Origin of the sequence: Parascardovia denticolens DSM 10105 = JCM 12538 (assembly GCF_001042675.1) — a bacterium.
GTDB lineage: Bacteria > Actinomycetota > Actinomycetes > Actinomycetales > Bifidobacteriaceae > Scardovia > Scardovia denticolens.
On the sequence record NZ_AP012333.1, the window covers coordinates 322,340 to 348,381 of the forward strand.

The following is a 26,042-nucleotide window of genomic DNA, read 5'->3' on the forward strand; positions in this document are numbered from 1 at the left end:
AGAAACGATGGATGTGGTCATCATGAACGAGGCTTACCCCGATCAGGGAGGCGGCCAAGGGGGAGACTCTGGTTCCGGCCCCGGAACAGGGACGGCCCTGTTGGAAAAAGAGCAAGTAGAAGAGCGGACCCGCAAAGACGATACGGGCGATAACGACCGCTACGCTCATTACGTGTCCAAGGAGCGGCTGGAACAGGCCCGTTTGACCGGCCGGCCGGTCATCGCCTTGTGCGGGAAGGTCTGGATTCCCAAGCGGAACCCGGAGAATTACCCCGTCTGCCCTGAATGCAAGAGGGTCTACGCCCAGATGGGGTCAGGGCAAGGCGGCTTCTAATCCAGCCTTGCAGCTGTTCGACCTTTAGTCGATTGTGACGACCTGGGTGGGGATGGCCGGCTCTCCATCGCTGAGAGACAAGGCGCTTACCGGGAGGTCGGCCAACTGCTGCTTGTGATAGTCGCGGGCGGCGAAAAGGGCCTGACGGCTGGTCAGCGAATCGTCAAGGTCGCCATGGTCCACGGCTGTGATGGCCAGCTGGCGGGTTTCCCCGTATTCATCGGGGGTTTGGTAAGAGTCCAAGGCCTCCTGGCTGCCGGCCAGTACCAGCTCCCCCTGGGCTAGACCATACTGATAAGAGCGCAGGGCCCTCTTACGCCAGCCGTCGGTCGCCTTGCCGAAGGATTTCTTGGCGACCGGATGCATGAGCCCATCCCTGCCTTCGCGCTCGACCAGCTTATAGACCATGTTGTTGGTCACATGGCCGGAGCCGGTGACCAGACGGGTGCCCACCCCATAAGAATCGATGGGGGCTGCGGCCAAAGCGGCGATGGAGTACTCGTCCAAGTCGTTGGTCACGGTGATGGTGGTCTTGGTGGCCCCCAAGGCGTCCAGCTGGTGACGGGCCCGCTGAGCCAGGGAAGCCAGGTCGCCGGAGTCGATCCGGATGCCGCCCAAATCGGGGCCGGCGACTTCCACGGCGGTCTTGATGGCGTCGTCGATGTTGTAAGTATCGGTCAAAAGGGTGGTACCGACTCCCAGGGCGCTGATCTGGGACTGGAAGGCGTCGCGTTCGCTGTCATGAACCAGGGTGAAGGCGTGGGCGGCAGTGCCGATGCATGTGATCCCGTACTCCTTGGCCGCGGCCAGGTTGGCTGTGGAGGCGAAACCACCGACCACGGCGGCCCGGGAGGCCGCTACGGCGGCGTATTCGCTGATGCGGCGGCCGCCCATATCGGCGCAAGGGCGGTCTCCGGCGGCTGAGGTGATGCGGGAGGCGGCGGAGGCGACCGAGCTGTCGTAATTCAGGATGCTCAGAATCAGCGTCTCCAGCAAAACCGACTCCCCGAAAGTACCTTCCACCTGGAGGATCGGCGAATTGGCGAAGAAGATCTCGCCTTCCCGGTAGGCCTTGATGCTGCCGGAGAAGCGGTAATTCTCCAAGTACCGGATGGTCTGGTCGGAAACGATGTGGTTGTCTTTCATATAGGCCAGATCGCTTTCGGAAGGGCGGAAATCCTTCAGGTAATCAAGGATGCGGCCCAGGCCGGCGACCACCCCATAACGGCGGCCGGTTGGCAGATGGCGGGTGAAGACCTCGAAGACGCATTCGCGGCCGGCCGTCCCGTCTTTGAGCGCGGCGTCCAGCATGGTGTATTCGTACATGTCGGTCAGCATGGCCGAGCTGAAATCATGAGTCATCATTGGCCTCCTATTCCTGAGGCCTCACCGTTTTCCTCAAAACCGTTGAGGTCTCCATGAACCTTTGCTTTTCAGGATTTCCGGACTTCTTCAGGAGAGTTCGTATTCCCTGACGTTGCCCTTGATGTTACTCCCGCGTCTGGTCTGGAATATTCCAGCGGCTTATGTTAAAATCTCACTACACTGGTACGGCGCTTAATTAGCGGCGCGGGATTCGATCAAAGGAACTTGCCGAAGGAGGATATCATGGCGACTGTGGTTGACGTGGCTTCATATATCCTCAACAATTATGGTTCCCTGACGACGATGAAGCTGCAAAAACTCGCTTATTACTCCCAGGCCCAATCTCTGGTCATGACCGGCAGGCCTTTATTCGATGAGGATTTTCAGGCGTGGATGAACGGCCCTGTGGTCCCCAGTCTTTTCCGGCTCCACAAGGGAAGGTTCTTCGTCGATCCCGGGTTCTTCGATGAGTTTGGCTCGCCTGAGAAGCTATCCGATGAGCAAAAAAGCATCATCGATGCCGTGAGCTCGGTTTTGGTCAGGCAAACAGGCAGGGAGCTCAGCGCCCGTACGCATGATGAGGACCCTTGGAAGGACGCCCGCGGGGATTGCAAGCCAGGGGATTTTTGCCAAACCGTCATCACCAAGGCCGTCATCAAGGATTACTACTCCAAGAACCCTGTGATCCCAGAGGAGCCACGCTCAATTTGATGGCTCAAATGGCTCAATCGGTTTATTCGCTGAGCAGGCTGTGATTTTTCCATTAAGACAAGGGGCCCTCGTTGTACAGGCGGGGGCCTCCCATGCTAGTCTGAAGAACTGTGAAGCGAACTGTGAATGAGTCTCAAACATCGGATTTTCAGCCGGTTCTGACCGGAAGCGACATCAACGTCTACGGTATGGCCAGGGCCTTCCACGAGGCCTATGGGATTAAGTCCATCGCCTTCGCCAAAAGCCAGCTGTTGCCCACCAAATACAGCCGTTTCGTGGACATGCATTCCTACGATGACTTTGACCAGGAAGAAGGTTTCCGCAAGCACCTGCTGGCTTATGGCCAGTACATGCGCAAGACCCGGCCGGGCACCAGACTTCTGCTCATCCCCTGCGGGGACGTCTACGCCAATCTGCTCAGCCATAACCGTGACCAGCTCCAGGACTACTTCCTGTTCAACACCCTGGACCCGGCTTTGAACCATCAGCTGAGCATGAAGAACAGCTTCTATGAGCTCTGTGAGAAGTATCAGCTCCCTCATCCTCAGACCATGGTGATCGACAAGGACGGCGTGGCCCGCGGGGATTATAAGGACCTGCCTTTCAGCTTTCCGGTCGCCATGAAGCCGGCGGATTCGGCCGCCTGGCTCACAGTGGATTTCCCCGGCCGCAAGAAGGCTTTCATCATCCAGACGCCTCAAGAGCTGGATACCCTGATCCGAAAGTCTTACGATGCCGGTTATCAGGGCGCAATAGTCATCCAGGACTTCATCCCCGGGGACGACTCCCACATGCGGGTCCTCAACGCCTATGTGGACCAGCATCACTGCGTCCGCATGATGTTCCTGGGGCATCCCCTCCTGGAAGACCCTTCCCCGGCTTCCGTGGGCAATTACGCGGCCATCATCCCCGACTACAACGAGGAGATCTGCCTGAAACTCAAGTCATTCCTGGAGGACATCGGTTACGAAGGCGTGGCTAATTTCGACATGAAGTATGACGAGCGCGACGGCCAGTTCAAGCTTTTCGAAGTGAACCTCCGCCAGGGCCGGTCCAGCTATCATGTGACTTTGAACGGTTTCAACCTGGCCCGCTATTTCGCGGAAGACCTGGTCTACGACGCCCCCTTCGACGGGCGGACCCTCATCGGCAAGGGGGACAAGCTCTGGTTGGAGATTCCGACCGGCATTTTCAAGGATTACGTGCGGCCGGGAGAAGACAAGGACCGCGGCCTGAAGATGATCCAATCCGGCGACTGGGGGACCACCTTGGAATCGTCCGAGGATATGAACTTCAGCCGCTGGCTGATGATCCGCCGGCTTTTCTTCTATTACCGCCGGCAATACAAGCGGTATTTCACCCACAAAGAGGAGCTCAAATAGCCTATGCAGCGCCCGTTTTTCGCCGTTCTGGGTGGTATGGGAACCCTGGCCACGGAATCCTTCGTCCGCCTGGTCAATAAGGCCAGTCAGGCGCATAGCGATCAGGAATACCTGGATTATTTGGTCTTCAATGACGCTTCGGTCCCTGACCGGACCGCTTTCATCCTGGGCAAAAGCCAGGAGGACCCTTTCCCGGTTTTGGCTGATGACATAGCCAAGGCAACGGCTGCCGGGGCTTCTTTCATCGTGCTCACCTGCAATACCGCCCACTATTTTTATGACCGTTTCCAGGCTTTGACCCCGGTCCCGATCTTCCATATGCCCCGTAGAGCCGTCAGCCGCATGAGCTCCCTTTACCCGGCGGCCCGCTGCCCCCGCGTGGGTTTCATGGCCACGGAAGGCTCCCGTAAGGCCGGCGTCTACCAAAAGGAGATCGAGGCGGCAGGATACACCTACGTGGAGCCGGACGAAGACCTGCAAAGGCAGATTAACGCTCTCATCTACCAGGATGTGAAAGGGTCGGGGAAGCTTGACGAAGGCCGTTATCTGGCGGCGATGCAGGCTTTTCTGAACCCTCACGGGCCTTACCGTTGCGATGTGGTCCTGCTGGGATGCACGGAGCTGAGCGTGCTCAACGAGGCCTTCCCCCAGCCGGATCTGCCTTTGATCGATGCCCAGGCCGTCCTGGTGGAAGACACGGTCGCCGCAGCCCGGGCTTTACGCCGTTGACCGCGGGACGGTTTCCGTTCAGACCGCGCGAATCAGACGCGCGTCTCTTTCCTCCCGCTCTCCTCCTTTTTCCTGCTGATTTGCCACATAATCAGCAGGACCACAGTCATGAAGAAAAATAAAACGGTCACGGCATTGACGTAAATCGAGGCTCGAGCGCCGGGCAGAGTGGAACGGATCGCATCGATGTTCTCGTAAAGGGCTCCATCTTTGCTATAGCGGTAGAAAGTGGCGCTCCGTCCCCTCTCGAACCTGGAAAGATCATTGACCTTCACGGATTCTTCGGATCCATCATCCAGCCGTACCCTTAAAGTGTAAGTCTCCCGTATTGTCGTCGTACGGTTGGTGGGGTGTGAAACCGTCGTCGTTTTCGTCGCGCTCTCCGGCGTCGCCTGAACTTCCGTGAAAGATATGTTCGTCGTATGCAGAAAAGCGAACAGCGCCAGGGACGCAAGCAAGGAGACGGCGAAGAGGACAGCGACGACCAGGGTCTGCTTCTTTAATGTCCGCGGTTCGTACCGGCCCGCTTTCTGGATACTTCTTTCACTCATGATCCCCCACCTCGCTGTTGGAATAGGACTGATTTGACAGGCACTTTCCATGCTACCACCATTGTCTAGGCGGCGGCCTCCATCGAAGTGATCTCCGGCTTGGACCCGTCATGGATGAAGTAAATGTCGTACCAGGTGAGGAAAGCGTAAACCGTCCAGATCTTGCGGCGGTCGTTGGTCTTGCCGGCGTAATTGTCATCCAGCATGGTCAGCAGGGCCTTCTGGTCGAAGAAATCGGACACGTACTCACGCTCGAAGACGGAGCGGACCATCGTGTAGTACTTCTCCTCCCGCAGCCACTTCTTGATGGGGACGGGGAAGCCCAGCTTCTCCCGCTGGTACCACTCCCTGGGCAGATGGCGGCCGGCGGCCAGGCGGAAAGCGTATTTGGTGTTCTTGTCGTTGATCAGATACCTGGTGGGCACGTCCTGAGCGACGGCCATCAGCTCCTTGTCCAGGAGGGGGACGCGCAACTCCAGGGAATGGGCCATGGTCATCTTGTCGGCCTTGAGCAGGATGTCTCCGGGCATCCATTGATGCATGTCCAGATACTGCTTCTTCTTGAGTTCGGAGATGGGCTGGTCGTCGATCCGGTCATAGTATTCGTCCACGATCTCCTGCACGCTGGGGGCCTGGCGGTAGGCAGGCTTCAGAAGCCGGTCGGCCTCTTTCTCGGAGAAGACCCGGGCCTGACCGATGAAGCTCTCTCGGGCGGGGGCCAGGTTCTCGTACAGGTGCATGGCCCCGTGGAAGGTCTTGCCTTTGGCCCAGTGGGCGATGGCGTACCGGGCCCTGGCTGGCAGATGTCCCAGCCACCGGGTGACGGTTTTGATGGCTTTGGAAGTCGTATGGACCCCGTAATCGATGTAGCCGGCGAAAAGCTCATCCGCCCCTTCGCCGCTGAGGACGCATTTGACGTCTTGCGCGGCCAACTGGGAGAGGAAGAAGAGAGGGACGCAGGAAGGATTGGAATCAGGCTCATCCAGGTACCACTGGATCTGGGGGAAGGCGGAGAAGGCCTCTTCGTCGGTCAGTTCTTTGGAGGTGTTGTGGAGTTTGATGATATCGGCCAGCTCTCTGGCCTGTTTGGATTCGTTGTAAGTCCCCTTGCCGAAGCCGATCGAATAGGTGTGTTCCGGGCGGGCGACGGCGGCCACGTAAGAGGAATCGACGCCGGAGGAGAGGAAAGAGCCGACTTCCACATCGGCGATCTGGTGGGCGGCCACGGAGTCTTCCACCGTCTTGTCGATGTGGTCCACCAGAGATTTGAGCTCCTGCCTGATCTCGCGGAAATGCTCGTCATAGTAGCGGTGGACCTTCATCACTCCACGGCTATAAGTGAAATAGTGGCCTTCGGGCAGTTTGAAAACGCCTTTGAAGAAGGTCTCGTGCAAGGCGGGGTACTGGAAGGTCAGATAAGGTTTGATGGCTTCCTTGTTGAGCTCCTTGTGGAAGTCCGGGTGGGGGAGGAGGGCTTTGATTTCGGAAGCGTAAAGGAAGCTGCCGTTCATGATGGCATAGTAGAAGGGTTTGATGCCGAAGTGGTCGCGGGCGCCGAAGAGCTCCTGCTTTTCCTGGTCCCAGATGACGAAGGCGAACATGCCGCGGATTTTCCGCAGAAGGCCGACCCCCCACTGTTCGTAGCCATGAAGGAGGACCTCGGTGTCGGCATGGGTGCGGAAGGTGTGGCCCAGGGCGATGAGCCGCTCGCGCAGGGGCTGGTAGTTGTAGATTTCGCCGTTGAAAGTGATGACCAGTTTATGGTCTTCGTTATAGATGGGTTGGTCTCCGCCTTTGAGGTCGATGATGCTCAGGCGGCGGAAGCCCAGGGCCGCGTGGTCATCCACATGCTCCCCATAGGCGTCGGGCCCGCGGTGGGCGATCTGGTCGGTCATCGCCTTCAAAAGACTGGATTTTTCGACAGGGGGAAGATCGTTGATAAAACCGGCGATTCCGCACATAACAGCTCCTTATCATCTGCCCTTGCAGACACTAATCCTAGTGTACGTGGTAGTCGTGAAGAAAGAGAGGAGAACCTCGGGCGTTTGTTGCGAATCGGAGATTATTTGTGAAGGAAAATTTGTGAGGAGGCGTGCGTACCCTTGAAATGGATGTTCGTCAAACCGATGTTCATCCCGGCAGAGGACTTATGGAAGGATGAGCGCGATGGCTCAAATCAAGGATTTGCTTCAAAACAGCGGAAGCCTGGCCGCGATCAGGGCCGATGGCCGGGCGGTCGACCAGTTGCGGCCGGTGAAAATCACCCGGGGGTGGACCCAGGCTCCTGAAGGGTCGGTATTGATCGAATGCGGCAATACCCGGGTTTTATGCACGGCGACTTTCACACAGGGGGTCCCGCGGTGGCGACGTGACTCCGGCCTGGGCTGGGTGACCGCGGAATACGCCATGATTCCCCGAGCCACGGCCGACCGGACCGACCGGGAATCGGTCAAAGGCAAGGTGGGCGGGCGGACTCACGAGATCTCCCGCTTGATCGGCCGCGTTCTGCGAGGCATCGTGGATATGGGCGCTTTGGGCGAGAACCAGATCCAAATCGATTGCGACGTGCTTCAAGCGGATGGCGGCACCCGCACCGCTTCGGTCACCGGGGCTTACGTGGCCTTGGCCGACGCCGTCTCCTGGGCGAAGAGAAACAAGAAAATCAAGGCGGGGAAGAAGGTCCTCACCGATCAGGTGTCGGCGGTCTCCGTGGGCATCATCAACGGGACCCCCATGCTGGACCTGCCTTATGTGGAGGATTCCCAGGCCATGACCGATATGAACGTGGCCATGACTGGTTCCGGCAATTTCATTGAAATCCAGGGGACGGCCGAGCATCGGCCATTCAGTCGGGCTGAGCTTAACACCTTGTTGGACCTGGCCGAAAAGGGCAACCGGGAGCTGCAAGGGATGCAGGCCGAAGCTTTGGAACAGGCGATCAACCAGTAGAAACAGTTCGGTCAGTTCAACCAACTTAATCAGTTCAGCCAGTCGAATCAGAAGGGAATTCCTCATGGACCAGGAGAGGCAGCGAATCGTGGTCGCCACCCATAACAAGGGCAAAGTGGCTGAAATCGAGCGGATTCTGACTTCCGTGCTGGGGCCTCAGGACCAAAGGTTCGAATTCGTCACTTCCGGGGAGCTGGGCCTGCCCGATCCGGTGGAGGATGGGGTCACTTTCTCCCAGAACGCCCTAATCAAGGCTCGTGACGCCGCCGCCCGTTCCGGCCTGCCCGCCATGGCCGATGACTCCGGGCTCATCGTGGACGTCATGGGAAAGGCGCCGGGGATCCTCTCCGCCCGTTGGTCGGGCGAACACGGGGATGACGCCGCCAACAACGCCCTCCTTCTGAAGCAGTTGGCCGACATCCCCGACCGGCACAGGGGAGCCCGCTTCTGCTGCGCTTGCGCCCTGGTCGTGCCGTCTAAGGCTGAGGGCTCCGGTTTTCGTGAATTGGTCGAAGAGGGACGGATGGTCGGCCGGATCATTCGCCGACCCCGGGGCCAGCAAGGTTTTGGCTATGACCCCCTGTTCGTGCCGGATGATCAAAGCCGTGTGACTGAGGAGCAAAAGCGGGCCAATCAAGGGCTGCCCCTGACTTCCGCCCAGATGACGGCTGAACAGAAGAACGCCATCTCCCCCCGTGGCGCCGTCATTCGGGCCATGGTCGCCCACTTCAGAGAGGTCTTTCGCTGAAACGCTGGATTCTTCATTCTGTGCTATCATGCATAAATGTAAGATCTCGTGTGACAGGCGGGGTAGGCCCTACAGTAGGAAACAGTCCCTTGACTTTTTCAGCGCTTGAATGAAGAGCGTTGGCAGCGTCGCGCCAGCGCACCCTTGGCCAGGGATTGGCCATCAGCGTTGGAGTGTTTTTCCATGGACTTTATCGGCGCGAATTTCGCCGCAAATTTACCAGGGGTTCGCGCATCGCGTTTCCCCATCGTTCTCAATCATCTTTCTTTCTCCTGGCCGGACGGAACGGCCGTTTTGGAAGACCTGTCAGGAGCCTTCAACCCGGGCAAAACCGGCCTGATCGGGGTCAACGGGGCGGGGAAAACCACCTTGCTCGCCATCATCGCAGGTCTCCTGACCCCTTCATCTCCACCGTCGTCTCTGGTCGTCGGCGGCCAGGTCTCCTACCTTCCCCAAACCATCACCATGACCAGGGGCCGGACCGTCGCCGACCTTCTCGGCATCGGCGATCAGGTCCGTGCTTTGCGGGCCGTTGAAAACGGCAGTGTGGATCAGAAGGATTTCGACGCAATCGGTTCCGACTGGGATATCGAAGACCAGGCCCAGCAGGCCCTGGTGCGTCTTGAAACCGCCGGAGGCGGATTGGCCGGCCTGAGCTTGGACAGGGAAGCGGTCAGCCTTTCTGGCGGCGAAGCCATGGTCGTGGCCATTGCCGGTTGCAGATCGAGAGGGAACCCCATCACGCTTCTGGACGAGCCGACCAACAATCTGGATTCCGTCCTGCGCCAGCAAGTGCTCGCCATGATTTCCGCCTGGGAAGGAACTCTGGTCGTGGTCAGTCATGATACCGGCCTGTTGGACTTGATGGATTCGACCGCCGAGCTCCATGGGCATAGCCTGCGCTTTTTCACGGGAGGCTATGGCACATGGAAGGCCGCCATCGATGCCGAGCAGAAGGCCGCTCTTCGCGCGCAAACGGCGGCGGAACAGGCCGTGAAGGTCGCCCGACGCCAGCGGAGTGCCTCCTTGGAAAGGATGGACAAGAACCTGTCCCAAGGCAAGAGGAAGGCGATTGATACGGGAGTCAGCAGGCTTTTTCGGGGCGGTATGAAAGCCAAAGCGGAAGCCTGGGCCAGCCGGAGCAAAGACACGGCCGACGACCGCTTGGCCCAAGCGCGGGAAAATCTGAGCCGGGCGGAAGCGAAAGTCAGGGAAGAGGACCATATCGTCATCGACCTGCCAGACCTCCACGTCCTTTCCAGCAAGAAAATCCTTGAGCTGGAATGGCCAGACGGGCACTTCATCATGCAAGGGCCGGACCGGGTCAGCCTGTCGGGACGGAATGGGGAAGGCAAGACCAGCCTGATTGAAAAGATCATGGGATTGCGCTCGCGAGACTCGCAAGAAGAGGCTGCCACTTCCCAGACTTCCCAGGGCTTCCTCACCTTACACGTCTTCCCTGGTAGCGGAGATTCATAGCCGGCTTTTCACGGACCGTGTCGGCTATCTGCCGCAGAAGATGGATGGGATCGACGAAAACCTGAGCACAGTGGACAATGTGGTGAAAGTCGCTCCGGGGCTGGCTACGGGGGAAATCCGCTCCCGCCTGGCCCGGCTGCTGTTGCGAGGGGATTCCGTTTTCCGGCCGGTGAAGACCTTATCGGGCGGGGAACGGTTCCGGGCCGCCCTGGCCATGCTACTCTTGGCGGACCCTCACGCCCAGCTGCTGATCTTGGATGAGCCGACCAACAACCTGGACCTGCCCAGCGTGGACAACCTGGTGGAAGCCCTGAATTCATACCGAGGGGCCCTCCTGGTCGTCTCCCACAACCGGGATTTCCTCCATCGGATCGGCGTCACGACCGAACTCGAACTGGCTGAGGGAAGGCTGAGTCGTAAACTGGCAGTTGATTTTGTCAACGGATCCGAATGAAGCGAAAGTGGTTATGGACACAAAAGGCACGACACAGGGACGCCCGCATGTGAAGGAGAAGAAGCATCCCCTGCTGCGCGGAATCGTTTTCGGCTGCGTCCTGGTCCTTGTGGCCGTCGTCATCTTCGCTGGAGCCCTTGCCGTTCATACCGCCCGTCAATCGGGTCCGCAATCGGTAGCCAACGATGTATTGGAACATCCGGACCGGTATCGGAGCCGAGAAGGAAGCATCTACGTCATGGATGCGGCCGGAGTCCTGTCTCCATCCAGCGAGAAGTGGATTCGCGAACAGAACAGAAACCTGGAGATGAATGACGATGGCGCCCAGATCCTGGTCGTCACCGTGAAAGAGCTTCCGCCCCATACTTCCATCGAAGATTATTCCATGAAAGTGGCGGAAAAGTTCAAACCAGGTTCGGCCAAGGAAAACAATGGACTGGTCTATGTGTTGTCCAAAGACGACCGCCGGGATCGGCTCGAAGTCGGGTATGGGTTGGAGGACGTGGTCCCTGATTCCGATGCGGCCTCCTTCATCAAGCTGGGCGAGGAGGAATACAAAGACGATGACTATGATTCCGGGGTCCGCAAGGTGGTGGGGGCCCTGGCCAGAAGGGTGGACGACCCGCTTTATGACCCGGCGGATGAGTCGGACAAGGGAGATGGCTTCTCGAGCGTTTTTTCTCTTATCATTGCCCTTGTGGTCATTGGCCTGATCCTCTTGATCGGTCGTCTGGCTTCCTACGTGCGGTATAGGAGGGAGATGAAAAGCGGCGGGGGAAAGGGCGGCAAGGGCCCTTCCGGCAAAGTCTCCTTCAGCGAGTGGCTGAATTCAAACGGCTCAGGCGGCGGGGACTCTTACGGCGGCGGTTCTTTTGGCGGTGGAGGAGCCTCCGGGAGCTGGTAGATTCCTCCACCGGCCCCCGTGGCCGTTTTGGCTTGAATCTACTTGGACGCCGGATTCGTGGGTTCGGGAGTGGGGCCCGCGGAAGGCATGACGTCCTTGACCGCGTCAGCCACCACCGGAGCGGCCACCTTGGCGTTCACGAAAGATCCGACCATGCTCTTCAGATCAAGGCCCACGCTGTCGGCCAGGCCGCTGTTGACCTGGGCCAGGGACTCGGTGATGTCTTTGACCATCTTGGCGGAGTTGCCTTCGCCATACATGGTGATGGAATCCACCTTGGACAGGGGCTCGGCTACGGCCTTGGCCACTTCGGGCAGAACGTCGAACCACATCTGCAGGACGGCGGCCTTGTCCATCTTCTGCATGGCCTCCGCCTTCCGCTCCAGGCCCTGGGCCTCGGCGGTCAGCTTGGCGGCCGTCGCGGCAGCCTCGGCTTCACCCTGGGCCTTCACGCCCTGGGCTTCGGCCAGCATGGCGTCACGGTCGGCCTGGGCGCGCTGGGTCCTTTCATAAGCCTCCGCCTCGGCGTTCTTCTGGCGGGCGTAGAGGTCGGCGTCGGCCTTCTGCACGGCCGCGTATTTCTGGGCGTCGGCCCGGGCGTTCACTTCGGACTGCAGGGTCTGCTTGGTCACTTCGACTTCGCGCTGCTTAATCTGGGCCTGCTGCTCCTGGTTGGCGATATCGGCCTGGGCCGTGGCCTCGACGATGGTCTTGCGCTGGGCCTGTTCCTGGATCTTGTAAGCGGCGTCGGCCTTGGCCTGTTCGGTGTCCTGCTGGGCTTTCAGCTCGGCCTGCTTCATGGCCAGGTCGGTCTTCTTCTGGCTGATGGCCAGCTCCGAAGCCACCTGGGCGTCATTGGCCTCCTGCTGGGCCTGGGCCTGCTGGATGGCCACGTCCCTCTGGGCCTGGGCCTTGGCGATGGCGGCGGCCTTGCGGATCTGCTCGGTGTTGTCCACGCCCAGGTTGTCGATGACCCCGGTCTCGTCGGTCACGCCCTGAATGTTGAAGGCGACGATCTGCAGGCCCATCTCGGCCAGGTCGGCCTTGGCGTTCTCCTGCACCTTCTCGGCGAAGGTGGCCCGGTCGGTGACGATCTGGGTCAGCTTCATCTGACCGATGATGGCCCTCAGATGGCCTTCCAGGGTGTCGCGGACTTCGGCGCTGATCTGCTCGGGCTTCTTGTAAAGGAAATTGCGGGTCGCTGCCATGAACATGGCCTTGTCTTCCACGCCGATGCGCACTTTGACGGCGGCGTCCACCTTCACGTTGATGTAATCATTGGTCGGTACGAAGTTGGTGGTCTGGGCGTCCACGCTGATCATGGCGGCGGTCATGGTGTCCACCCGTTCAAAGACCGGGATCCTCCAGCCGGTGCGCCCGTGGACGACCCTCTGCCCGAAGGGGCCGGAAATGACTTTGATCACGCTCGGGCTCGCCGAGACGAAGCTCAAGGCCAGCAGAAGCAGGATCAGAAGGATGACGATGGCGGTGATGATCAAGGGGGTCATGATGTTTTCTCCTCAGCCGTTGGAAAGGGTAGAGAGCCGCCGAAGGGCTTCGGACGGGGAACTTCTCATGGGCATCATTCTAAACCGGTCTGGGGAAGTGGCGACACTCTCCTGAGGTGGCAATATCATGAAAGATAGTCGAAAGGAGCCCCCATGGCGAGCGAAGACGGAATGAAAACCCAAACAGGGCCAGGGAAGAAGTGGCTGGCGCCTGTGATCATCCTGGCGGTGCTTATCGTCATCGGCATGATTTTCGCAGGTCAATACAACAGCCTGAACGGCGGCAGGAGGGCCATGGAAGCCCAATGGTCCCAGGTGGAGAACGTCATGGACCGGCAGGCGAGCCTGATTCCCAACCTGGTGGCCGCAGTCCGCGGTGGCATGAAGCATGAGACCAAGGTCTTCGATGACATAGCCAAGGCCCGTCAGGCGTACTCCAAAGCCGGAACGGTGAAGGACAAGCAGGCGGCCGGGCAGGATATGAACCGGGAATCGGGGGTCCTGCTCAACGTCATCCAGGAGTCTTACCCCAATCTGCAGTCCTCCCAACAGGTCCAGCAACTGATGACCCAGTTGGAAGGCTCCCAGAACAGGGTGACGGTGGAACGCCGCCGTTACATCGAACAGGTGAGGGACTACAACACCATGGTGACCGGCTTCCCCATGAACATCGCCGCCTCCATCTTCGGCTTCCACCCCGTGGAAGAATGGCATGCGCCGGCCTCCAGCATGAAGACCCCATCCGTGAATCTGGATGAAGACTGACGCCCGCTCTGAGCGGGACGCTGAATCGATGACACCAAAGGGAGTTTCGAGTGAGGAAAAGTAAAGACGACGGACGGAACCGGACGGTGGGCGCGACCCTTATCAACAGAAAGGTGAGGATCATCGGCATCATCCTGGCTGTGGTGACCCTCATCGGGGTCATCGCCTTCTCCGCCACCGCCTGCTCGGCCAACCGGTCGCGTCAGCAGGTGGCCGTGGACGTGCTCGACCATCCGGCCCGGTATCGTAGCGAAAAAGGCGGCATCTACGTCATGGATTCCGCCCATGTGCTCGCCTCCTCCACCCAAGAGTGGATCCGACGACAAAACAAAAGGATGGAGAAGGATCTCGGGGCCCAGATCATGGTGGTCACGGTGGATAAACTCCCGGCTGGCACAAGCATCGAAGACTATTCCATGAAGCTGGCGGAAAGATTCAAACCGGGGTCCGCCGAGAAAGACAACGGTCTGGTCTACGTCCTGGCCGTCAGCGACCACAAGGACAGGCTTGAGGTGGGATACGGCCTGGAAAGCACCATCACGGATTCCAACGCCGCCGTCATCATCCATCAGGGGGAAAAGAAGTACAAGAACAAGGAGTACGATGCCGGCGTGCGTGACGTGGTCTCCGCCGCCGTCGCCTACGCCCGGGGGGACGGGGAAGGGTACGACGATGAATCCGACGTTTCGGCCCCCAGCCGGAGCAGCGGAATCTCGTTCGATGTCATCATCGATATCCTCGTCATGATCGGGATCATGCTTTTCGCCTTCAGACCCCACCGTCGGAATTCGGGCTGGGATGGGGATTCCTTCGGCGGCTGGTCATCCGGTGACTCGTCCTCCGGCTGGTCGTCCGGGAGCGATTCCTCTTCGTCTTCGTCTTCGTCCGGGGGTGGGGATTCCTTCGGCGGCGGTTCCTTTGGGGGCGGAGGGGCCTCCGGAAGCTGGTGATGACGGCCATAAGGCCACTATTCCCAAGGGTCTTTTGGGTGGTATGCGTGCGCGAGAAGGGACTCGAACCCTCACGTCAAAGACACAGGAACCTAAATCCTGCGCGTCTACCATTCCGCCACTCGCGCCTGGGGGAGCCAGGCATCAATGGTCTTCGGGGTTTTGGGAAAGGGCCGGGAAGACGAATCGATGGAGCCGCTTACCAGAATCGGACTGGTGACCTTCTCATTACGAGTGAGACGCTCTACCAACTGAGCTAAAGCGGCATGCGAAAGCACGAAAGTCATTGTACTTGATGCTCCCGATTTGTCCAAGTCGGAGGGGACAGGCGTTTCGATGCCTTGGAGAAAAGGGAACCGCTGGATGTTCATTTCTCTTAGCGGTATGCCATACTTAGGGGAGTGGTTCTGCATACCACAGGAACATATGAGCGTTGATCCCCTTCTTGGGTTTTGTGACCAAGTCGCGTCGGTGTCCGCCATAGTGTAAGAGACTTTTGAGATGCTGCGGCAGCAGTCACGAGCAGTGGCGCCTCGGGCGTAGCTTGAACTTGACGATTCGCAGCACACGGATCGAGCGCAATGCAGGGCGCTCTTAAGGAGTGTATCGTGACCGATGCAAGCGAACAAGTGAACGCGGATCAATCTTCCCAGGCTTCTCAGCCTTCCCAGACCCAGACTTCCTCCTCCTCTTCTTCCCCTGCCGCAGGTTCGGCTTCCGGCTCCAGCCGGAGTGGGGCGGCGCGGAGTGGGGCTTCGGCCGGGATGCCTAAGAGGAGCACCAAAAGCCGCGGTCGGGTGACCAGGGGGGCCGGCGCCGCCGGTGCGGACGTTCCCGTCGTTTTCTCCGCCTCTCCAACCAAGCCGGCGCTTGAGGCGGCCCCGGCACAGGAGAGCGCCGTAGCCTCTGCCGCCCCTTCGGCTTCCGGTTCCGGTCAAGGCGGGGCCTCGTCGCAGCAGAAGAGCCCTCAAGACTCCCCTGACCGCGGCGAACGTCAATCCCGCTTGGACCGTCTGGCCTCCGAACTGTTCGTCGACAAAGGGGTGACCTCTCCGGCCGCAAAGCCGCAGTCTCCCGCCAAGGTGGCCCCCTCAATCCGGGCCTCTTCGTCCAGTCGTGCCTCGTCCGCCAAATCCGCCCCCTCCTCCTTCCTCTTCTCGGCCCCCAGCGTCGAAGAAAGGGCGGCCAACATCGTCCTGCCCCCGGCTAAGCCGATGACTTCCCTTCTTTTCCAGGAGCCGGTCCTGCCGGCCGCCCCCCGGCGTTCGGCCGAAGAAAGCCTGGACGAGCTGGATCAGGCTTTGGACCAATCCACGGGCCGCCGTCGCAAGCGTCGCCCGGCGGAGTCGGATCACGACCGTCGTCAGGACCACAATCATGACCGTGACCATGGCCGGGACCACGATTCGGAACGCGAGCCTGCGCTGCCCTCGTCCCGCCGTTGGTTCAAGGCCAACGTGGAAGACCTGGATTCGGTCTTCGAGAACGCCTTCGACGAAGTGGAAGAGCGCCGGTCCAACCGCCGTCTCAACGCCCAGGAACGCCGCGCGGCCGCTGAAGTCGAGCTGATTGAGGAAGACCTGGAAGACGACGACATCGAGTACCGCCCCATCGTCGATGAAGGCGATTACGAGGACGGGGAATCCCGGGAAGATGAGGACCAGACACAGGAAGAGGAGGACGATTCCCGGGTCCGCAGACGTCGGCATGGGCGGAACTCCCCCCGGGACGCCCGTGATTCCCGCGGCTCCGGCAGGTCCGGTTCCGGGGATGAGGAATCCCGGGACGAAGAGGACGAGGAGGAATCCGGCACCCGGACCAGGCGCCGCCGTCGCAATCGGTCTGGATCCTCTTCGGGCCCCGGCTCTTCCGCTTCTTCCGCTTCTTCCTCTTCTTCCAATCATGAGGATGAGGACGAGGAACCGACGACCACCCGTCGTCGTCGCCGCCGCCGTGGTCATGGGGCCACGGATGAGGAAGAGGAGATTCCTCGTTCCCGCAAACAGCAGTACATTGACAAGATCACCGGCATCGAAGGCTCCACCCGTCTGGAAGCCAAGCGCCAGCGCCGCCGCGATAATCGGCGTGAACGCAACCACCATGGTCTCATCACCGAGCAGGACTTTCTGGCCCGCCGCGAGAAGGTGGACCGGCTCATGGTGGTGCGTGAGCACGGGCATCATTCCCAAGTGTCCGTGCTCGAAGACAACGTCCTGGTGGAGCATTACATTTCCGATATCGACGAGGTCGCCTCGGTCGGCAACATCTATCAAGGCCGCGTGCAGAACGTCCTGCCCAGCATGGAGGCCGCCTTCGTGGACATAGGCCAGCACCGCAACGGCGTCCTTTACGCCGGCGAGGTCAACTGGGACGCCACTCGCCTGGAAGGCCAGCCCCGCCTGGTGGAGCACGCCTTCCGCCCGGGGGACGATGTTCTGGTCCAGGTGACCAAAGACCCCATCGGCCATAAAGGTGCCCGCCTGACCTCTCAGATCACCGTGGCCGGCCGCTACCTGGTCCTGGTCCCCTCCGGCGGAATCACCGGCGTCTCCCGGAAACTGCCCGACCGCGAACGGACCCGGCTGAAGAGCATCGTCTCCACCATCTCCCCGGACAATATGGGGGTCATCATCCGCACCGCCGCGGAAGGCGTGAGCGAAGACGCCCTGAAGAGGGACATGGGGCACCTGGTCAGGCAGTGGCAAAGCGTCCAGGACAATCTCAAGAAATACGAGAGCTCCAAGCGTCCCCATCTCTTGCTGGGCGAGCCGGACGTGGTCATCCGCGTCATCCGTGACATCTTCAATGACGACTTCAACAAACTCATCGTGGAAGGCGACGGGGTCTACGAACGCATCGCCCGCTATCTGGAAGTCGCCGCCCCCGACCTCAAGGATCGGCTGGAGAAGTGGGATCCCGAGGAGCACGAAGGCAAGGACGTCTTCGACCGCTGGTCCATCGACTCCCAGCTGCGCAAAGGCATGGAACGCAAGGTCTACCTGCCTTCCGGCGGATCCCTGGTCATCGACCGGACCGAAGCCATGACCACCATCGACGTGAACACCGGCCGTTTCATCGGCAAAGGCCAATCTTTGGAAGAGACGGTGACCAAGTGCAACTTGGAGGCGGCCGAGGAGATCGTTCGCCAGCTGCGCCTGCGCGATATCGGCGGCATGATCATGATTGATTTCGTCGATATGGTCATGCCTCAGAACAGGGACCTGGTCCTGCGCCGTCTGGTCGAATGCCTGTCCAGGGACAGGACCAAGCATCAGGTGGCCGAGGTCACTTCGCTAGGCTTGGTGCAGATGACCCGCAAGAGGGTCGGCCAGGGCCTGGTGGAAGCCTTCTCCGAGGAGTGCCCGACCTGCGGCGGTCGCGGCTTCATCCTGCATGACGAGCCCACGGTCTCTTCCAAATTCGACGACCCTTACGCCCTCAAAGGCGGCGACCCCTTCATCCATACCAATAAGCATGGGATGGGCCACGCCGGCGCCGGCGAAGAAATCGAAGGCAACGCTCCCCAGGGATCCACCCCGCAGGTCAAGGCCACTTTGGCCCGGATCGCAGCCGCCGCCGAGGCCGCGGAAGCCGATAAGACCGAGGAGGACTCCGACGGGACCGTCGAAGACAGCTCCAGCGGAAAAGCCGGCAAGCCGGGGACTGGTACCCGGGAGCCTAGCACACAGGAAGCTGACACCCAGGAGGAGGATTAGTCCAGAGCATCGCCTATCTTAAAAGTTCCGTATGCGTCTCGGCGTGTCGCGTCCTAAAACCTCATAAATCCTGTATGAAGGCGGTCGTAATCCCTAGGTGCGTATACAGTAGGTAGCTGGTGTCTGGCGACGCCAGGGGTTTTATGCGCCCAAGCGTCTGCTGGGAAAGATCAATAGCTTAAAACAGGCAAGGTAAGAACTATGTACGCGATTGTAAAAGCTGGCGGCCACCAGGAAAAGGTCGAGGTCGGGGACGAATTCGTCGTCAACCGTCTCGAGGCCAGGAAGGGTGATTCCGTGGAGTTCCCCGTCGCTCTTGTGGTCGACGGTTCCAAGGTCACCATGGCCGCGAAGGATTTGACTAAGATTTCCGTCAAGGCTGAAGTCGTTGACGACGAGGCCAAAGGCGAGAAGATCAGCATCATGAAGTTCAAGAATAAGACGGGCGTTGCGCGTCGCAAGGGCCATCGTCAGAAGCTCACCGTCCTCAAGGTCACCGAGATCGCCTAGCGGTTTCCGGCCACGGTAAGGGATTCGAAAGGATTAGAAAATGGCACATAAGAAAGGCGCTTCCAGCTCCCGTAACGGTCGCGACTCCGGTCCTCAGTACCTCGGTCTGAAGAAGTTCGGTGGCGAAGCGGTAGTTGCAGGCAACATCATCGTCCGTCAGCGCGGCACCAAGTTCCACGCCGGCCATGGCGTGGGCATGGGCAAGGATCACACTTTGTTCGCCCTGCAGGACGGGACCGTGCAGTACGGCATCCGCCGCGATCGCAAGATCGTCGATGTCGTCGCTGAGTAGCCCGCTTGCGATAGGCGGAAAGGCTCCTGGCCGGAGTATGCTCATCCGCTTATGATGACTTAGGGAAGCCGCGTTTTCACGCGGCTTTCTTTGTATGGAGGCGGGGACTGCAAGGCCGGGCAGCCGGTTGGCCCCGCCCGTCACGGAAACGATAGACAACAGATTTTCGAAAGCGAAGGACACTCATGGCGGATTTTGTGGATAGGGTCACGGTCCATGCCAAAGGCGGCGACGGCGGGAACGGGGCCGCCTCCATCAAGCGGGAGAAATACAAGCCTTTGGCTGGCCCGGATGGGGGCGACGGCGGCCGGGGCGGTTCCGTCATCGTGATGGCGGACCCCAACACCACGTCCTTGCTCCACTACCGTTTCGCCCCCCACCGCACGGCCCGGAACGGGACCATGGGCAAGGGGGACGACAAGGACGGGGCCATCGGTCAGGATCTGATCCTTCCTGTGCCGGTGGGGACCGTCGTCTTCGACGTCACCGGCGGTAAGAAACGGGAGGTCCTGGCCGACCTGCAGACCCCGGGCGACCAAGTCGTCGTCGCCAAAGGGGGCCTGGGAGGGCAGGGAAACCGTTCTTTGGCCAACAAGGCCAGGCGCGCCCCCGGTTTCGCCCTTTTGGGGGAACCAGGCCAGGAGAGGGACCTGGTCTTCGAGCTCAAATCCATCGCGGACGTGGCCTTGGTCGGCTATCCCAGCGCCGGCAAATCCAGCCTGGTGGCCGCCATGAGCGCCGCCAAACCGAAGATCGCCGATTATCCTTTCACCACCTTGGTCCCGAACCTGGGCGTGGTCCAGGCTGGAGACAAGGTCTTCACCATGGCCGACGTCCCCGGCCTCATCCCCGGGGCCGCGCAAGGGAAAGGCCTGGGGCTGGAGTTCCTGCGTCACATCGAGCGGACGGAAGTCGTCGCCCATGTGATCGACTGCGCCACGGTGGAAGCTGGCCGCGACCCCCTCTCCGATTATCAGGCTTTGGAGAAGGAGCTCAAACAGTACGAAGACCAGCTGGATCTCCCCCTGGGAGCCATCCCTATCAAAGACCGGCCCCGCCTCATCATCCTCAACAAGGTGGATGTCCCTGAGGCCAAGGAGCTGGCTGAATTCGTCAAACCGGAATTCGAGAAGCGTGGGCTTCCTGTGGCCCTGGTCTCCACGGCGACCCACGAAGGCCTGCGGCGCCTCACCTTCCTCCTGTCGGACATGGTCAGCAAGGTCAAAGAGCGGATTGCCGAACGGAGCCAGGCCAAGCGGGAGGAGCGCGTGCTGATCAAGCCTTTGGAGTCCTCCTCCCGTCCTTACCGCCGCGGCCAGCAAGGCCGACTGGGGGTGGACTTCTTCGTGACCAGGAATGAGGACGAGGAAGGGAACGTCTGGTTCGTGGTCACGGGGGAGAAGCCCGAACGCTGGGTGGTCCAGACCAATTTCGACAACGAGGAGGCCGTCGGCTACCTGGCCGACCGTCTGGCCCGGTTCGGGGTGGAGGACGCCCTCAAGGCCAAGGGGGCCCACATCGGGGACGAAGTCTACATAGGCGAGGGGGATGACGCCATCGGTTTCGATTGGGACCCCACCATTTCCGCCGGGGCCGAGATGCTGGACTCCAGCCCTCAGGCCCAGCGTGGCCATGACGCCCGCATCGACGCTTTGGAGGAGACCCGCACCCATCGCCGGACCAATTCCGAGCGGCGGCGGGAATATCATGAATGGATGGACGCCAAGACCGCCGTGCGCGAAGCCATGGAGAAGGAAAGGGAAGCCGGCCATTGGGCCGATCCTTCCCGGCAGGAAGATCGCCATGACGAACATGGGCTGGACCAGTTCCTGGAAGAAGGGGATAGCGACGGCGGGGAAGACTGATAAGATCGTCCAAGACAGATAAGGCCAGACAAGACCAAACAAAACGGGAAAGGATGGGCATGGCGCAGTTACCTATCGCCGACCGGATCGGCCTCATCGCCCCCAGCATCACTTTGCAGATCAATGACCAGGTGAAGCGGCTCAAAGAGAGCGGGAGCGACGTGATCAGCTTCTGCGTGGGGGAGCCGAATTTCCCCACCCCGCCTGCCATCGCCCAGGTGGCCTCCCAGGCGGCCTTGGACCCGGCCAACCACCGATATACGGCCACCAAAGGCCTGCCCGAGTTCCGTCAGGCCATCGCCGCGAAGACCTTGAGGGATTCCGGCTACCAGGTGGATCCGGAGAACATCGTGGTCACCAATGGGGGCAAGCAGGCCGTCTACGAGGCCTTCCAAGCCGTGGTCAACCCCGGCGACCAGGTGATCGTCCCCGCCCCCTATTGGGTCAGCTACACCGAAGCCATCAAATTGGCCGGGGGAGAGCCGGTGGTCGTGCCTTTCGGGGCCGAGCAGGGTTTCGAGCCCACCGTGGATGGCCTGGAGGCCGCCCGCACGGACAAGACCAAGGCCATCATCCTCAATAGTCCCAGCAACCCGACCGGGGCCGTCTGGTCCGCCCGAACCATGGCTGAGATCGCTTCCTGGGCCAAGGACCACGGCATCTGGGTGATCAGCGACGAAATCTACGAGCACATGGTCTATGACGGGGCCCAGACCGCTTATATTGGCGCGGTCGCCCCGGAGATCCGAGACCAGCTCATCGTCCTCAATGGGTTGGCGAAGACCTACGCCATGACCGGCTGGCGGGTGGGCTGGTTGATCGGGCCTCCCGCCGTCGCCTCCGCCGCTGCTAAGCTGCAGGGGCACATGACTTCGAACGTAAACAACGTCGCCCAAAGGGCTGGGATAGCCGCCCTGGAAGGGGACCTTTCAGCTGTGGCCCGGATGCGCTCCGCCTTTGACATCCGCCGCAAAGCCATGGTCCAGGCCTTGAACGGGCTGCCTGGGGTTTCGTGCGACCTGCCTCGCGGGGCTTTTTACGTCTTCCCGGATGTGACCGGGCTTTTGGGCAGGCCGGTGGGTCCGCGCCGGACCGTCTGCCCTACCAGCGTCGACCTGGCCAAGACCTTGCTGGACCAAGCCTTGATCGCCGCCGTCCCCGGGGAAGGTTTCGGGATGCCCGGCCATATCCGTTTCTCCTGCGCCTTGTCGGACGAAGACCTGGCCGAAGGCATGAGGAGGCTGACGGCCTGGGTGACCGCCGCCGGGGAATAGGGGATGCAAAACCGCCGCCGGGTCGGGAATGCCTTGGTGTGTCGGCCGCCTGGTCCTTAATCCAGTACAACCGGTACAATTGCCAATGCACCTAGGGAAGTGGCGCAATTGGTAGCGCAACGGTCTCCAAAACCGTAGGTTGTGGGTTCGAGTCCCGCCTTCCCTGCTAGAAAGCCATCATCGGCCAAACTCGTGGAATCATGAGGGTCCTCATCGTTTCCATGAACCTGGGCGATGGTGGCAGATTATTATCAGCAAGAAAACCGAATCAGGCGTCCGAACAGGAATGAACGGAAGACTGAGTCAGGAAACAAACCGAAAAGTCAAGCGACGTAAGCGCGACATGAGCAAAGGTAAGGTAGACGATGGCAGAATCCTCGGCTAAGCCAAAACAGGGCAAGAAGCCTAATATCTTCATGCGCATCGGCCTGTTCATCAAGCAGGTGGTCGATGAGATGCGCAAGGTTGTGGCTCCTTCCGGCTTCGAACTCTTCAAGTGGTCGGTGGCCGTCTTCATCTTCGTCCTCCTGCTCATGCTCTTCACCTTCGGCATCGACTATGGCTTGGGCAAGCTCATGCTTTTCCTCTTCGGCTGAGCCCCCTCACACACAAGAAGCGTTACAAGCCCGAACAAGCAGGAAGACACACGGATAACGAAGGAAATCATGGCAGACACTACCGATCTTTTTGATGATGGCTCCAACCACGCCGAGGCTGATATGAACCTGGCCGAGGAGCATGTCGACTTGGCCCAGACCGATCAGGAGGCCGTCGAGGCCGATGAAGCGGCTTTGAAGGAGGCTGAGGACTCTGGGGACGTCGATCGTCAGGAGGCTGACGAAGAGGCCTTGGCCAACGCTGAAGGCAAGCTGAGCGAGGACGTGGACGAGACCGTGTCCGATTTGGCGGGCGCCGATTCCGAGGCGGAAGCGTCCGGCCAGACCGAGCGGGAATCCGAGGAGCAGGACGCCGGAGACAAGGCGGTCGAGGACTTCAAAGACTCCCTCAGCGACCTGGATGGCTACTGGTACGTCCTGCATACCTATTCCGGCTATGAGAAGCGGGTCAAGACCAATGTGGAATCCCGCGTGCAGAACTTCGGTTTGGAAGACAAGGTCTTCCAGGTGGAAATCCCCATGGAGGAAGTGGAGAAGCACACCGAAAAAGGCAAGAAGATCATCACCCGCGTGCGCATCCCCGGCTACGTCCTCATCCGCATGTGGGACGATGACGACGCCCGCCGCATCATCCGTGAGACCGAAGGCGTCACTGGTTTCGTCGGCACCAACCGCGAGGCCGTGCCGCTGAGCCGTCAGGAAGTGGTGGACATGATGGCCCCCATGATTCGCTCCCAGGCCCTGAAGGAGGCCGGCGACCAGCCGAAGGCCGCCAGGCAGCGCAAGGTGGAAGTGGTCTTCAGCCTTGGCGAGACCGTCACTGTGACCGATGGTCCTTTCGCCACCATGACCGGCGTCGTTTCCGACTTGCAGCCCGAGGCCCAGAAGCTGACCGTCCTGGTCAACATCTTCGGCCGTGACACTCCTGTTGAGCTGGGCTTCAGCCAGGTGGAGAAAATCATCTAGGTTGCCTCCGCTGCTTTTGCTGTCTTTATGAGATGGCTTGTCTTTCTGCACCCGCTTGGTTTGATGAAGGATAGTTTGTCTTTATGAGACTGGCAGGCTGACGTAAATCAACCAGTGGCCGTCTTGGAGCCGGGTTCGCATGGTCCCTCCCAACTTTTCGACGATGGCCTGGTGCATTCCCAGTCCCCGTCCTGACCGTTCGGCTTCGGGCAGAGGACGGGTGCCAGAATTCGGCAGGTCGTTGGTCTGCCTGATGAGGATTCTTTCCGGGCCAATCTGGACGAAAAGGTCATAGGAATCATCGCCTGAAGGAGCATGCCGCTGTATATTGGCGAAAATCTCCGTCAGAAGCGAAAGCGTTTCTTCCTGGGCCTCCGGGCTGATTTTCTGCGGGAGGTCGAGTCCATCGGCTATTTCCAGGCTGATATGCCCCCTTTGGCCGCGTTGGCCATGGTGTTCGCGAAGACGGGTAACCAAAGAGCTGATTTCGGCCTCCCACGGACCCTGCCCGGTTTGCGGGCTTTGCCTAGTCTGTGGGCTTTGCCCGGTTTGGAGATTCCGCTTCGTCCGCAGGTCTTGTGAGAGAAGATCGATGATGGTATGGATCTGTTTGAAGGAATCCTTGGTCCGTTCGCTGACGGTTCGCCAATCGGATACATCACTGCCAGGGTTTTCAGTCGGAGAGCCTTCCGCATGCTCATGGGCTATGAGGGAGATATCCGATAGATTGTTGGTCAAAGAGTCGTGTATCCTCAAGGCCAGTTTGTTGCGCGCTTCAACGAGTTGGAGTCGCGCGATCGCCAGTTCCTCCTGGGCTTGGCGCTTTTCCGCTTCCTCCCTTCTGCTTTTTTCGCGGAAGACATAGCCGAGTAAAAGACCTGACCCGCAGAGAGCCACGAATACGAACCAGGAGAAAACATCCACCGGATGAAGAAAGTCTGCGACCAGGGATTGGGCCAAGAAGGCGCTCAGGAGGGCGAGAATCGACTCCCAGACCTTGGCATAATAGGCGAGAACGGATAAAGCGATGATTTCGCCGAGGAGAATGGCAGGGTAGCGGGGCCCCTCAAAGAGCGGCAGAAGGTAAGAAATAGCAAGCATGAGCCAGGAGCCTTGTCTTGGCCAGGCTGGCAGGACGAGAATGGTCAGCATGTAGCAGGAATAAAGAATCCAATAGAACGGATTCGGAGAGGATATTTCCACGCATTCGAAAACAGAGAGGATCAGAGCGGTGACGCTGACGGCGATGAGCCACGAATGGGAAGCGTAACGGAGGCGGAAGGAGGTAGCGAGATTATTCATGCTGAGTCCTCACTGTCGAGCCATCCATACGGAGATAAGGGCCCGGTTGTTGGCGGCCCCCAGCTTGTCGCAGGAGTGCTGGAGATGGGTGCGAACGGTCGTTGGGCTCAGACTTAAACGCTCGCCGATTTCCTGCAAGGAATAGCCTTGGGACCAAAGCTCCACCACCTCCACTTCCCGGGGAGAAAGCTCCCTGGTCTTCGCTTCTTTGATTCTGAGGAAAGAATCGCGCGGGGTCTGGAATCGAATTCCTTCGTAAGAAAGAGGTTGACCAGCAGCGACTCGCCTCACGGCGGTAAGGATGGTCTGGGGGCTGTCTTTATGGATGATTCCTTGAGCCCCGGCATCAAAAGCGGCTTGAGCGTATCTGCCTATGTCGAAGGACGACATCATGAGGATCTTCGTGGTCATGTTATCCCTACGGATGGTTTTGCAGACAGTCAACCCATTGATGTCGGTCATGGAGATATCGGCGAGGAGAAGATCCGGGGGATGATGGCCAGTACAGGCTTGGATCGCCAATTTTCCGTTATCGATGGGATTCAGCACATGAAGATGGGGAGGATGCTTGCTCAGGATGCTTGTGATGATGGCCAGACTGAGTCGGTCGTTATCCATAACAAGGAGGGTCGCCTCATGGTCTTTTTCCATTTTCGCCCTACCTCCCGTCT

24 protein-coding genes and 3 tRNA genes are annotated in these 26,042 nt (G+C 59.8%); 19 read left to right on the forward strand and 8 right to left on the reverse strand.

Annotated elements, in window-relative coordinates; all coding sequences use genetic code 11:
• The first annotated feature begins 22 nt into the window (after nucleotides 1-22).
• Nucleotides 23-334, forward strand: a complete 312-nt coding sequence (locus PSDT_RS01410) for a DUF3039 domain-containing protein (protein WP_006289623.1) — start codon at nucleotides 23-25, stop codon at nucleotides 332-334.
• A 24-nt stretch (nucleotides 335-358) separates the two neighbouring features.
• Here PSDT_RS01410 and PSDT_RS01415 read toward each other — a convergent pair whose 3' ends face one another.
• Nucleotides 359-1,699 carry a nicotinate phosphoribosyltransferase gene (locus tag PSDT_RS01415; RefSeq protein ID WP_006290682.1) on the reverse strand — a complete coding sequence of 447 codons (1,341 nt, stop codon included), beginning with the start codon at nucleotides 1,697-1,699 and terminating at the stop codon, nucleotides 359-361.
• 243 nt (nucleotides 1,700-1,942) lie between these two features.
• Between PSDT_RS01415 and PSDT_RS01420 the strand changes: the two genes are divergently transcribed.
• The 3 genes from PSDT_RS01420 (at nucleotide 1,943) to PSDT_RS01430 (ending at nucleotide 4,521) form a co-directional block, all read left to right on the forward strand.
• A complete protein-coding gene (locus PSDT_RS01420) occupies nucleotides 1,943-2,410 on the forward strand; it encodes a Panacea domain-containing protein (RefSeq protein ID WP_006289625.1) in 468 nt (155 codons plus the stop codon).
• 188 nt (nucleotides 2,411-2,598) lie between these two features.
• The gene (locus tag PSDT_RS01425) at nucleotides 2,599-3,792 is read left to right on the forward strand and encodes a carboxylate--amine ligase (RefSeq protein WP_223293618.1); all 1,194 of its coding nucleotides are present in this window, start codon (nucleotides 2,599-2,601) and stop codon (nucleotides 3,790-3,792) included.
• 3 nt (nucleotides 3,793-3,795) lie between these two features.
• On the forward strand, nucleotides 3,796-4,521 hold the full coding sequence (locus PSDT_RS01430) for an aspartate/glutamate racemase family protein (RefSeq protein ID WP_006289627.1): 726 nt from the start codon (nucleotides 3,796-3,798) through the stop codon (nucleotides 4,519-4,521).
• Between the two features lie 32 nt (nucleotides 4,522-4,553).
• Here PSDT_RS01430 and PSDT_RS01435 read toward each other — a convergent pair whose 3' ends face one another.
• Entirely contained in the window at nucleotides 4,554-5,072 is a 519-nt protein-coding gene (locus tag PSDT_RS01435) for a hypothetical protein (protein ID WP_006290678.1), read from the reverse strand.
• 65 nt (nucleotides 5,073-5,137) lie between these two features.
• Nucleotides 5,138-7,033, reverse strand: a complete 1,896-nt coding sequence (gene asnB / locus PSDT_RS01440; protein ID WP_006289630.1) for an asparagine synthase (glutamine-hydrolyzing) — start codon at nucleotides 7,031-7,033, stop codon at nucleotides 5,138-5,140.
• Between the two features lie 205 nt (nucleotides 7,034-7,238).
• Between asnB and rph the strand changes: the two genes are divergently transcribed.
• From rph to PSDT_RS01460, 5 genes are all read left to right on the forward strand, one after another.
• A complete protein-coding gene (gene rph / locus PSDT_RS01445) occupies nucleotides 7,239-8,021 on the forward strand; it encodes a ribonuclease PH (RefSeq protein WP_006289633.1) in 783 nt (260 codons plus the stop codon).
• Nucleotides 8,022-8,085: 64 nt separating this feature from the next.
• Nucleotides 8,086-8,769, forward strand: coding sequence for a non-canonical purine NTP pyrophosphatase (locus PSDT_RS01450; protein WP_006289634.1), 684 nt, complete (start codon nucleotides 8,086-8,088; stop codon nucleotides 8,767-8,769).
• A gap of 183 nt (nucleotides 8,770-8,952) precedes the next feature.
• Nucleotides 8,953-10,248 carry an ATP-binding cassette domain-containing protein gene (locus tag PSDT_RS01455; RefSeq protein WP_006290676.1) on the forward strand — a complete coding sequence of 432 codons (1,296 nt, stop codon included), beginning with the start codon at nucleotides 8,953-8,955 and terminating at the stop codon, nucleotides 10,246-10,248.
• Nucleotides 10,136-10,702: an ATP-binding cassette domain-containing protein gene (locus tag PSDT_RS08400; protein ID WP_211205029.1), complete on the forward strand. Its 567-nt coding sequence runs from the start codon at nucleotides 10,136-10,138 to the stop codon at nucleotides 10,700-10,702. The genes PSDT_RS01455 and PSDT_RS08400 overlap by 113 nt, the downstream gene beginning before the upstream one ends.
• A 13-nt stretch (nucleotides 10,703-10,715) precedes the next feature.
• Entirely contained in the window at nucleotides 10,716-11,606 is an 891-nt protein-coding gene (locus PSDT_RS01460; protein ID WP_006290674.1) for a TPM domain-containing protein, read from the forward strand.
• Nucleotides 11,607-11,644: 38 nt separating this feature from the next.
• On the opposite strand, the gene PSDT_RS01465 is transcribed toward PSDT_RS01460, so the two are convergent.
• Nucleotides 11,645-13,114, reverse strand: coding sequence for a flotillin family protein (locus PSDT_RS01465; protein WP_006289636.1), 1,470 nt, complete (start codon nucleotides 13,112-13,114; stop codon nucleotides 11,645-11,647).
• A 153-nt stretch (nucleotides 13,115-13,267) separates the two neighbouring features.
• Between PSDT_RS01465 and PSDT_RS01470 the strand changes: the two genes are divergently transcribed.
• The gene (locus PSDT_RS01470) at nucleotides 13,268-13,879 is read left to right on the forward strand and encodes a LemA family protein (RefSeq protein WP_006289637.1); all 612 of its coding nucleotides are present in this window, start codon (nucleotides 13,268-13,270) and stop codon (nucleotides 13,877-13,879) included.
• A gap of 50 nt (nucleotides 13,880-13,929) precedes the next feature.
• The gene (locus PSDT_RS01475; RefSeq protein WP_006289638.1) at nucleotides 13,930-14,829 is read left to right on the forward strand and encodes a TPM domain-containing protein; all 900 of its coding nucleotides are present in this window, start codon (nucleotides 13,930-13,932) and stop codon (nucleotides 14,827-14,829) included.
• Nucleotides 14,830-14,877: 48 nt separating this feature from the next.
• Here PSDT_RS01475 and PSDT_RS01480 read toward each other — a convergent pair.
• Both PSDT_RS01480 and PSDT_RS01485 read right to left on the reverse strand, forming a co-directional pair.
• Nucleotides 14,878-14,957 (reverse strand) — tRNA-Leu (locus PSDT_RS01480).
• 62 nt (nucleotides 14,958-15,019) lie between these two features.
• A tRNA-Thr gene (locus tag PSDT_RS01485) sits at nucleotides 15,020-15,095 on the reverse strand.
• Nucleotides 15,096-15,437: 342 nt separating this feature from the next.
• Here PSDT_RS01485 and PSDT_RS01495 point away from each other — a divergent pair.
• From PSDT_RS01495 to nusG, 8 genes are all read left to right on the forward strand, one after another.
• Complete coding sequence (locus PSDT_RS01495; RefSeq protein ID WP_006290673.1) at nucleotides 15,438-18,545, forward strand: Rne/Rng family ribonuclease; 3,108 nt, start codon at nucleotides 15,438-15,440, stop codon at nucleotides 18,543-18,545.
• A 201-nt stretch (nucleotides 18,546-18,746) separates the two neighbouring features.
• Entirely contained in the window at nucleotides 18,747-19,055 is a 309-nt protein-coding gene (gene rplU / locus PSDT_RS01500; RefSeq protein ID WP_006289640.1) for a 50S ribosomal protein L21, read from the forward strand.
• Nucleotides 19,056-19,095: 40 nt separating this feature from the next.
• Nucleotides 19,096-19,347 (forward strand): 50S ribosomal protein L27, encoded by a 252-nt coding sequence (gene rpmA, locus PSDT_RS01505; RefSeq protein ID WP_006289641.1) that lies wholly within the window; start codon nucleotides 19,096-19,098, stop codon nucleotides 19,345-19,347.
• A gap of 185 nt (nucleotides 19,348-19,532) precedes the next feature.
• The gene (obgE, locus tag PSDT_RS01510) at nucleotides 19,533-21,212 is read left to right on the forward strand and encodes a GTPase ObgE (RefSeq protein WP_006289642.1); all 1,680 of its coding nucleotides are present in this window, start codon (nucleotides 19,533-19,535) and stop codon (nucleotides 21,210-21,212) included.
• Between the two features lie 59 nt (nucleotides 21,213-21,271).
• Entirely contained in the window at nucleotides 21,272-22,486 is a 1,215-nt protein-coding gene (locus PSDT_RS01515) for a pyridoxal phosphate-dependent aminotransferase (RefSeq protein WP_006289643.1), read from the forward strand.
• Between the two features lie 93 nt (nucleotides 22,487-22,579).
• A tRNA-Trp gene (locus tag PSDT_RS01520) sits at nucleotides 22,580-22,652 on the forward strand.
• A 199-nt stretch (nucleotides 22,653-22,851) separates the two neighbouring features.
• Nucleotides 22,852-23,082, forward strand: coding sequence for a preprotein translocase subunit SecE (secE, locus tag PSDT_RS01525; protein ID WP_006289645.1), 231 nt, complete (start codon nucleotides 22,852-22,854; stop codon nucleotides 23,080-23,082).
• A 69-nt stretch (nucleotides 23,083-23,151) separates the two neighbouring features.
• Nucleotides 23,152-24,069 (forward strand): transcription termination/antitermination protein NusG, encoded by a 918-nt coding sequence (gene nusG / locus PSDT_RS01530; protein ID WP_006289646.1) that lies wholly within the window; start codon nucleotides 23,152-23,154, stop codon nucleotides 24,067-24,069.
• Nucleotides 24,070-24,150: 81 nt separating this feature from the next.
• On the opposite strand, the gene PSDT_RS01535 is transcribed toward nusG, so the two are convergent.
• Together PSDT_RS01535 and PSDT_RS01540 are read right to left on the reverse strand one after the other, a co-directional pair.
• Nucleotides 24,151-25,371, reverse strand: a complete 1,221-nt coding sequence (locus PSDT_RS01535) for a sensor histidine kinase (protein ID WP_006290670.1) — start codon at nucleotides 25,369-25,371, stop codon at nucleotides 24,151-24,153.
• Between the two features lie 9 nt (nucleotides 25,372-25,380).
• On the reverse strand, nucleotides 25,381-26,022 hold the full coding sequence (locus tag PSDT_RS01540; RefSeq protein ID WP_006289648.1) for a response regulator: 642 nt from the start codon (nucleotides 26,020-26,022) through the stop codon (nucleotides 25,381-25,383).
• Between the last annotated feature and the right edge of the window lie 20 nt (nucleotides 26,023-26,042).

What these genes read in the sequence shown, in the direction of transcription:
- PSDT_RS01410 (WP_006289623.1), top strand. Translation starts at nt 23, where the DNA reads ATGAACGAGGCTTACCCCGATCAGGGAGGCGGCCAAGGGGGAGACTCT.
- PSDT_RS01415 (WP_006290682.1), bottom strand. Translation starts at nt 1,699, where the DNA reads ATGATGACTCATGATTTCAGCTCGGCCATGCTGACCGACATGTACGAA.
- PSDT_RS01420 (WP_006289625.1), top strand. Translation starts at nt 1,943, where the DNA reads ATGGCGACTGTGGTTGACGTGGCTTCATATATCCTCAACAATTATGGT.
- PSDT_RS01425 (WP_223293618.1), top strand. Translation starts at nt 2,599, where the DNA reads ATGGCCAGGGCCTTCCACGAGGCCTATGGGATTAAGTCCATCGCCTTC.
- PSDT_RS01430 (WP_006289627.1), top strand. Translation starts at nt 3,796, where the DNA reads ATGCAGCGCCCGTTTTTCGCCGTTCTGGGTGGTATGGGAACCCTGGCC.
- PSDT_RS01435 (WP_006290678.1), bottom strand. Translation starts at nt 5,072, where the DNA reads ATGAGTGAAAGAAGTATCCAGAAAGCGGGCCGGTACGAACCGCGGACA.
- asnB (WP_006289630.1), bottom strand. Translation starts at nt 7,033, where the DNA reads ATGTGCGGAATCGCCGGTTTTATCAACGATCTTCCCCCTGTCGAAAAA.
- rph (WP_006289633.1), top strand. Translation starts at nt 7,239, where the DNA reads ATGGCTCAAATCAAGGATTTGCTTCAAAACAGCGGAAGCCTGGCCGCG.
- PSDT_RS01450 (WP_006289634.1), top strand. Translation starts at nt 8,086, where the DNA reads ATGGACCAGGAGAGGCAGCGAATCGTGGTCGCCACCCATAACAAGGGC.
- PSDT_RS01455 (WP_006290676.1), top strand. Translation starts at nt 8,953, where the DNA reads ATGGACTTTATCGGCGCGAATTTCGCCGCAAATTTACCAGGGGTTCGC.
- PSDT_RS01460 (WP_006290674.1), top strand. Translation starts at nt 10,716, where the DNA reads ATGGACACAAAAGGCACGACACAGGGACGCCCGCATGTGAAGGAGAAG.
- PSDT_RS01465 (WP_006289636.1), bottom strand. Translation starts at nt 13,114, where the DNA reads ATGACCCCCTTGATCATCACCGCCATCGTCATCCTTCTGATCCTGCTT.
- PSDT_RS01470 (WP_006289637.1), top strand. Translation starts at nt 13,268, where the DNA reads ATGGCGAGCGAAGACGGAATGAAAACCCAAACAGGGCCAGGGAAGAAG.
- rplU (WP_006289640.1), top strand. Translation starts at nt 18,747, where the DNA reads ATGTACGCGATTGTAAAAGCTGGCGGCCACCAGGAAAAGGTCGAGGTC.
- rpmA (WP_006289641.1), top strand. Translation starts at nt 19,096, where the DNA reads ATGGCACATAAGAAAGGCGCTTCCAGCTCCCGTAACGGTCGCGACTCC.
- obgE (WP_006289642.1), top strand. Translation starts at nt 19,533, where the DNA reads ATGGCGGATTTTGTGGATAGGGTCACGGTCCATGCCAAAGGCGGCGAC.
- PSDT_RS01515 (WP_006289643.1), top strand. Translation starts at nt 21,272, where the DNA reads ATGGCGCAGTTACCTATCGCCGACCGGATCGGCCTCATCGCCCCCAGC.
- secE (WP_006289645.1), top strand. Translation starts at nt 22,852, where the DNA reads ATGGCAGAATCCTCGGCTAAGCCAAAACAGGGCAAGAAGCCTAATATC.
- nusG (WP_006289646.1), top strand. Translation starts at nt 23,152, where the DNA reads ATGGCAGACACTACCGATCTTTTTGATGATGGCTCCAACCACGCCGAG.
- PSDT_RS01535 (WP_006290670.1), bottom strand. Translation starts at nt 25,371, where the DNA reads ATGAATAATCTCGCTACCTCCTTCCGCCTCCGTTACGCTTCCCATTCG.
- PSDT_RS01540 (WP_006289648.1), bottom strand. Translation starts at nt 26,022, where the DNA reads ATGGAAAAAGACCATGAGGCGACCCTCCTTGTTATGGATAACGACCGA.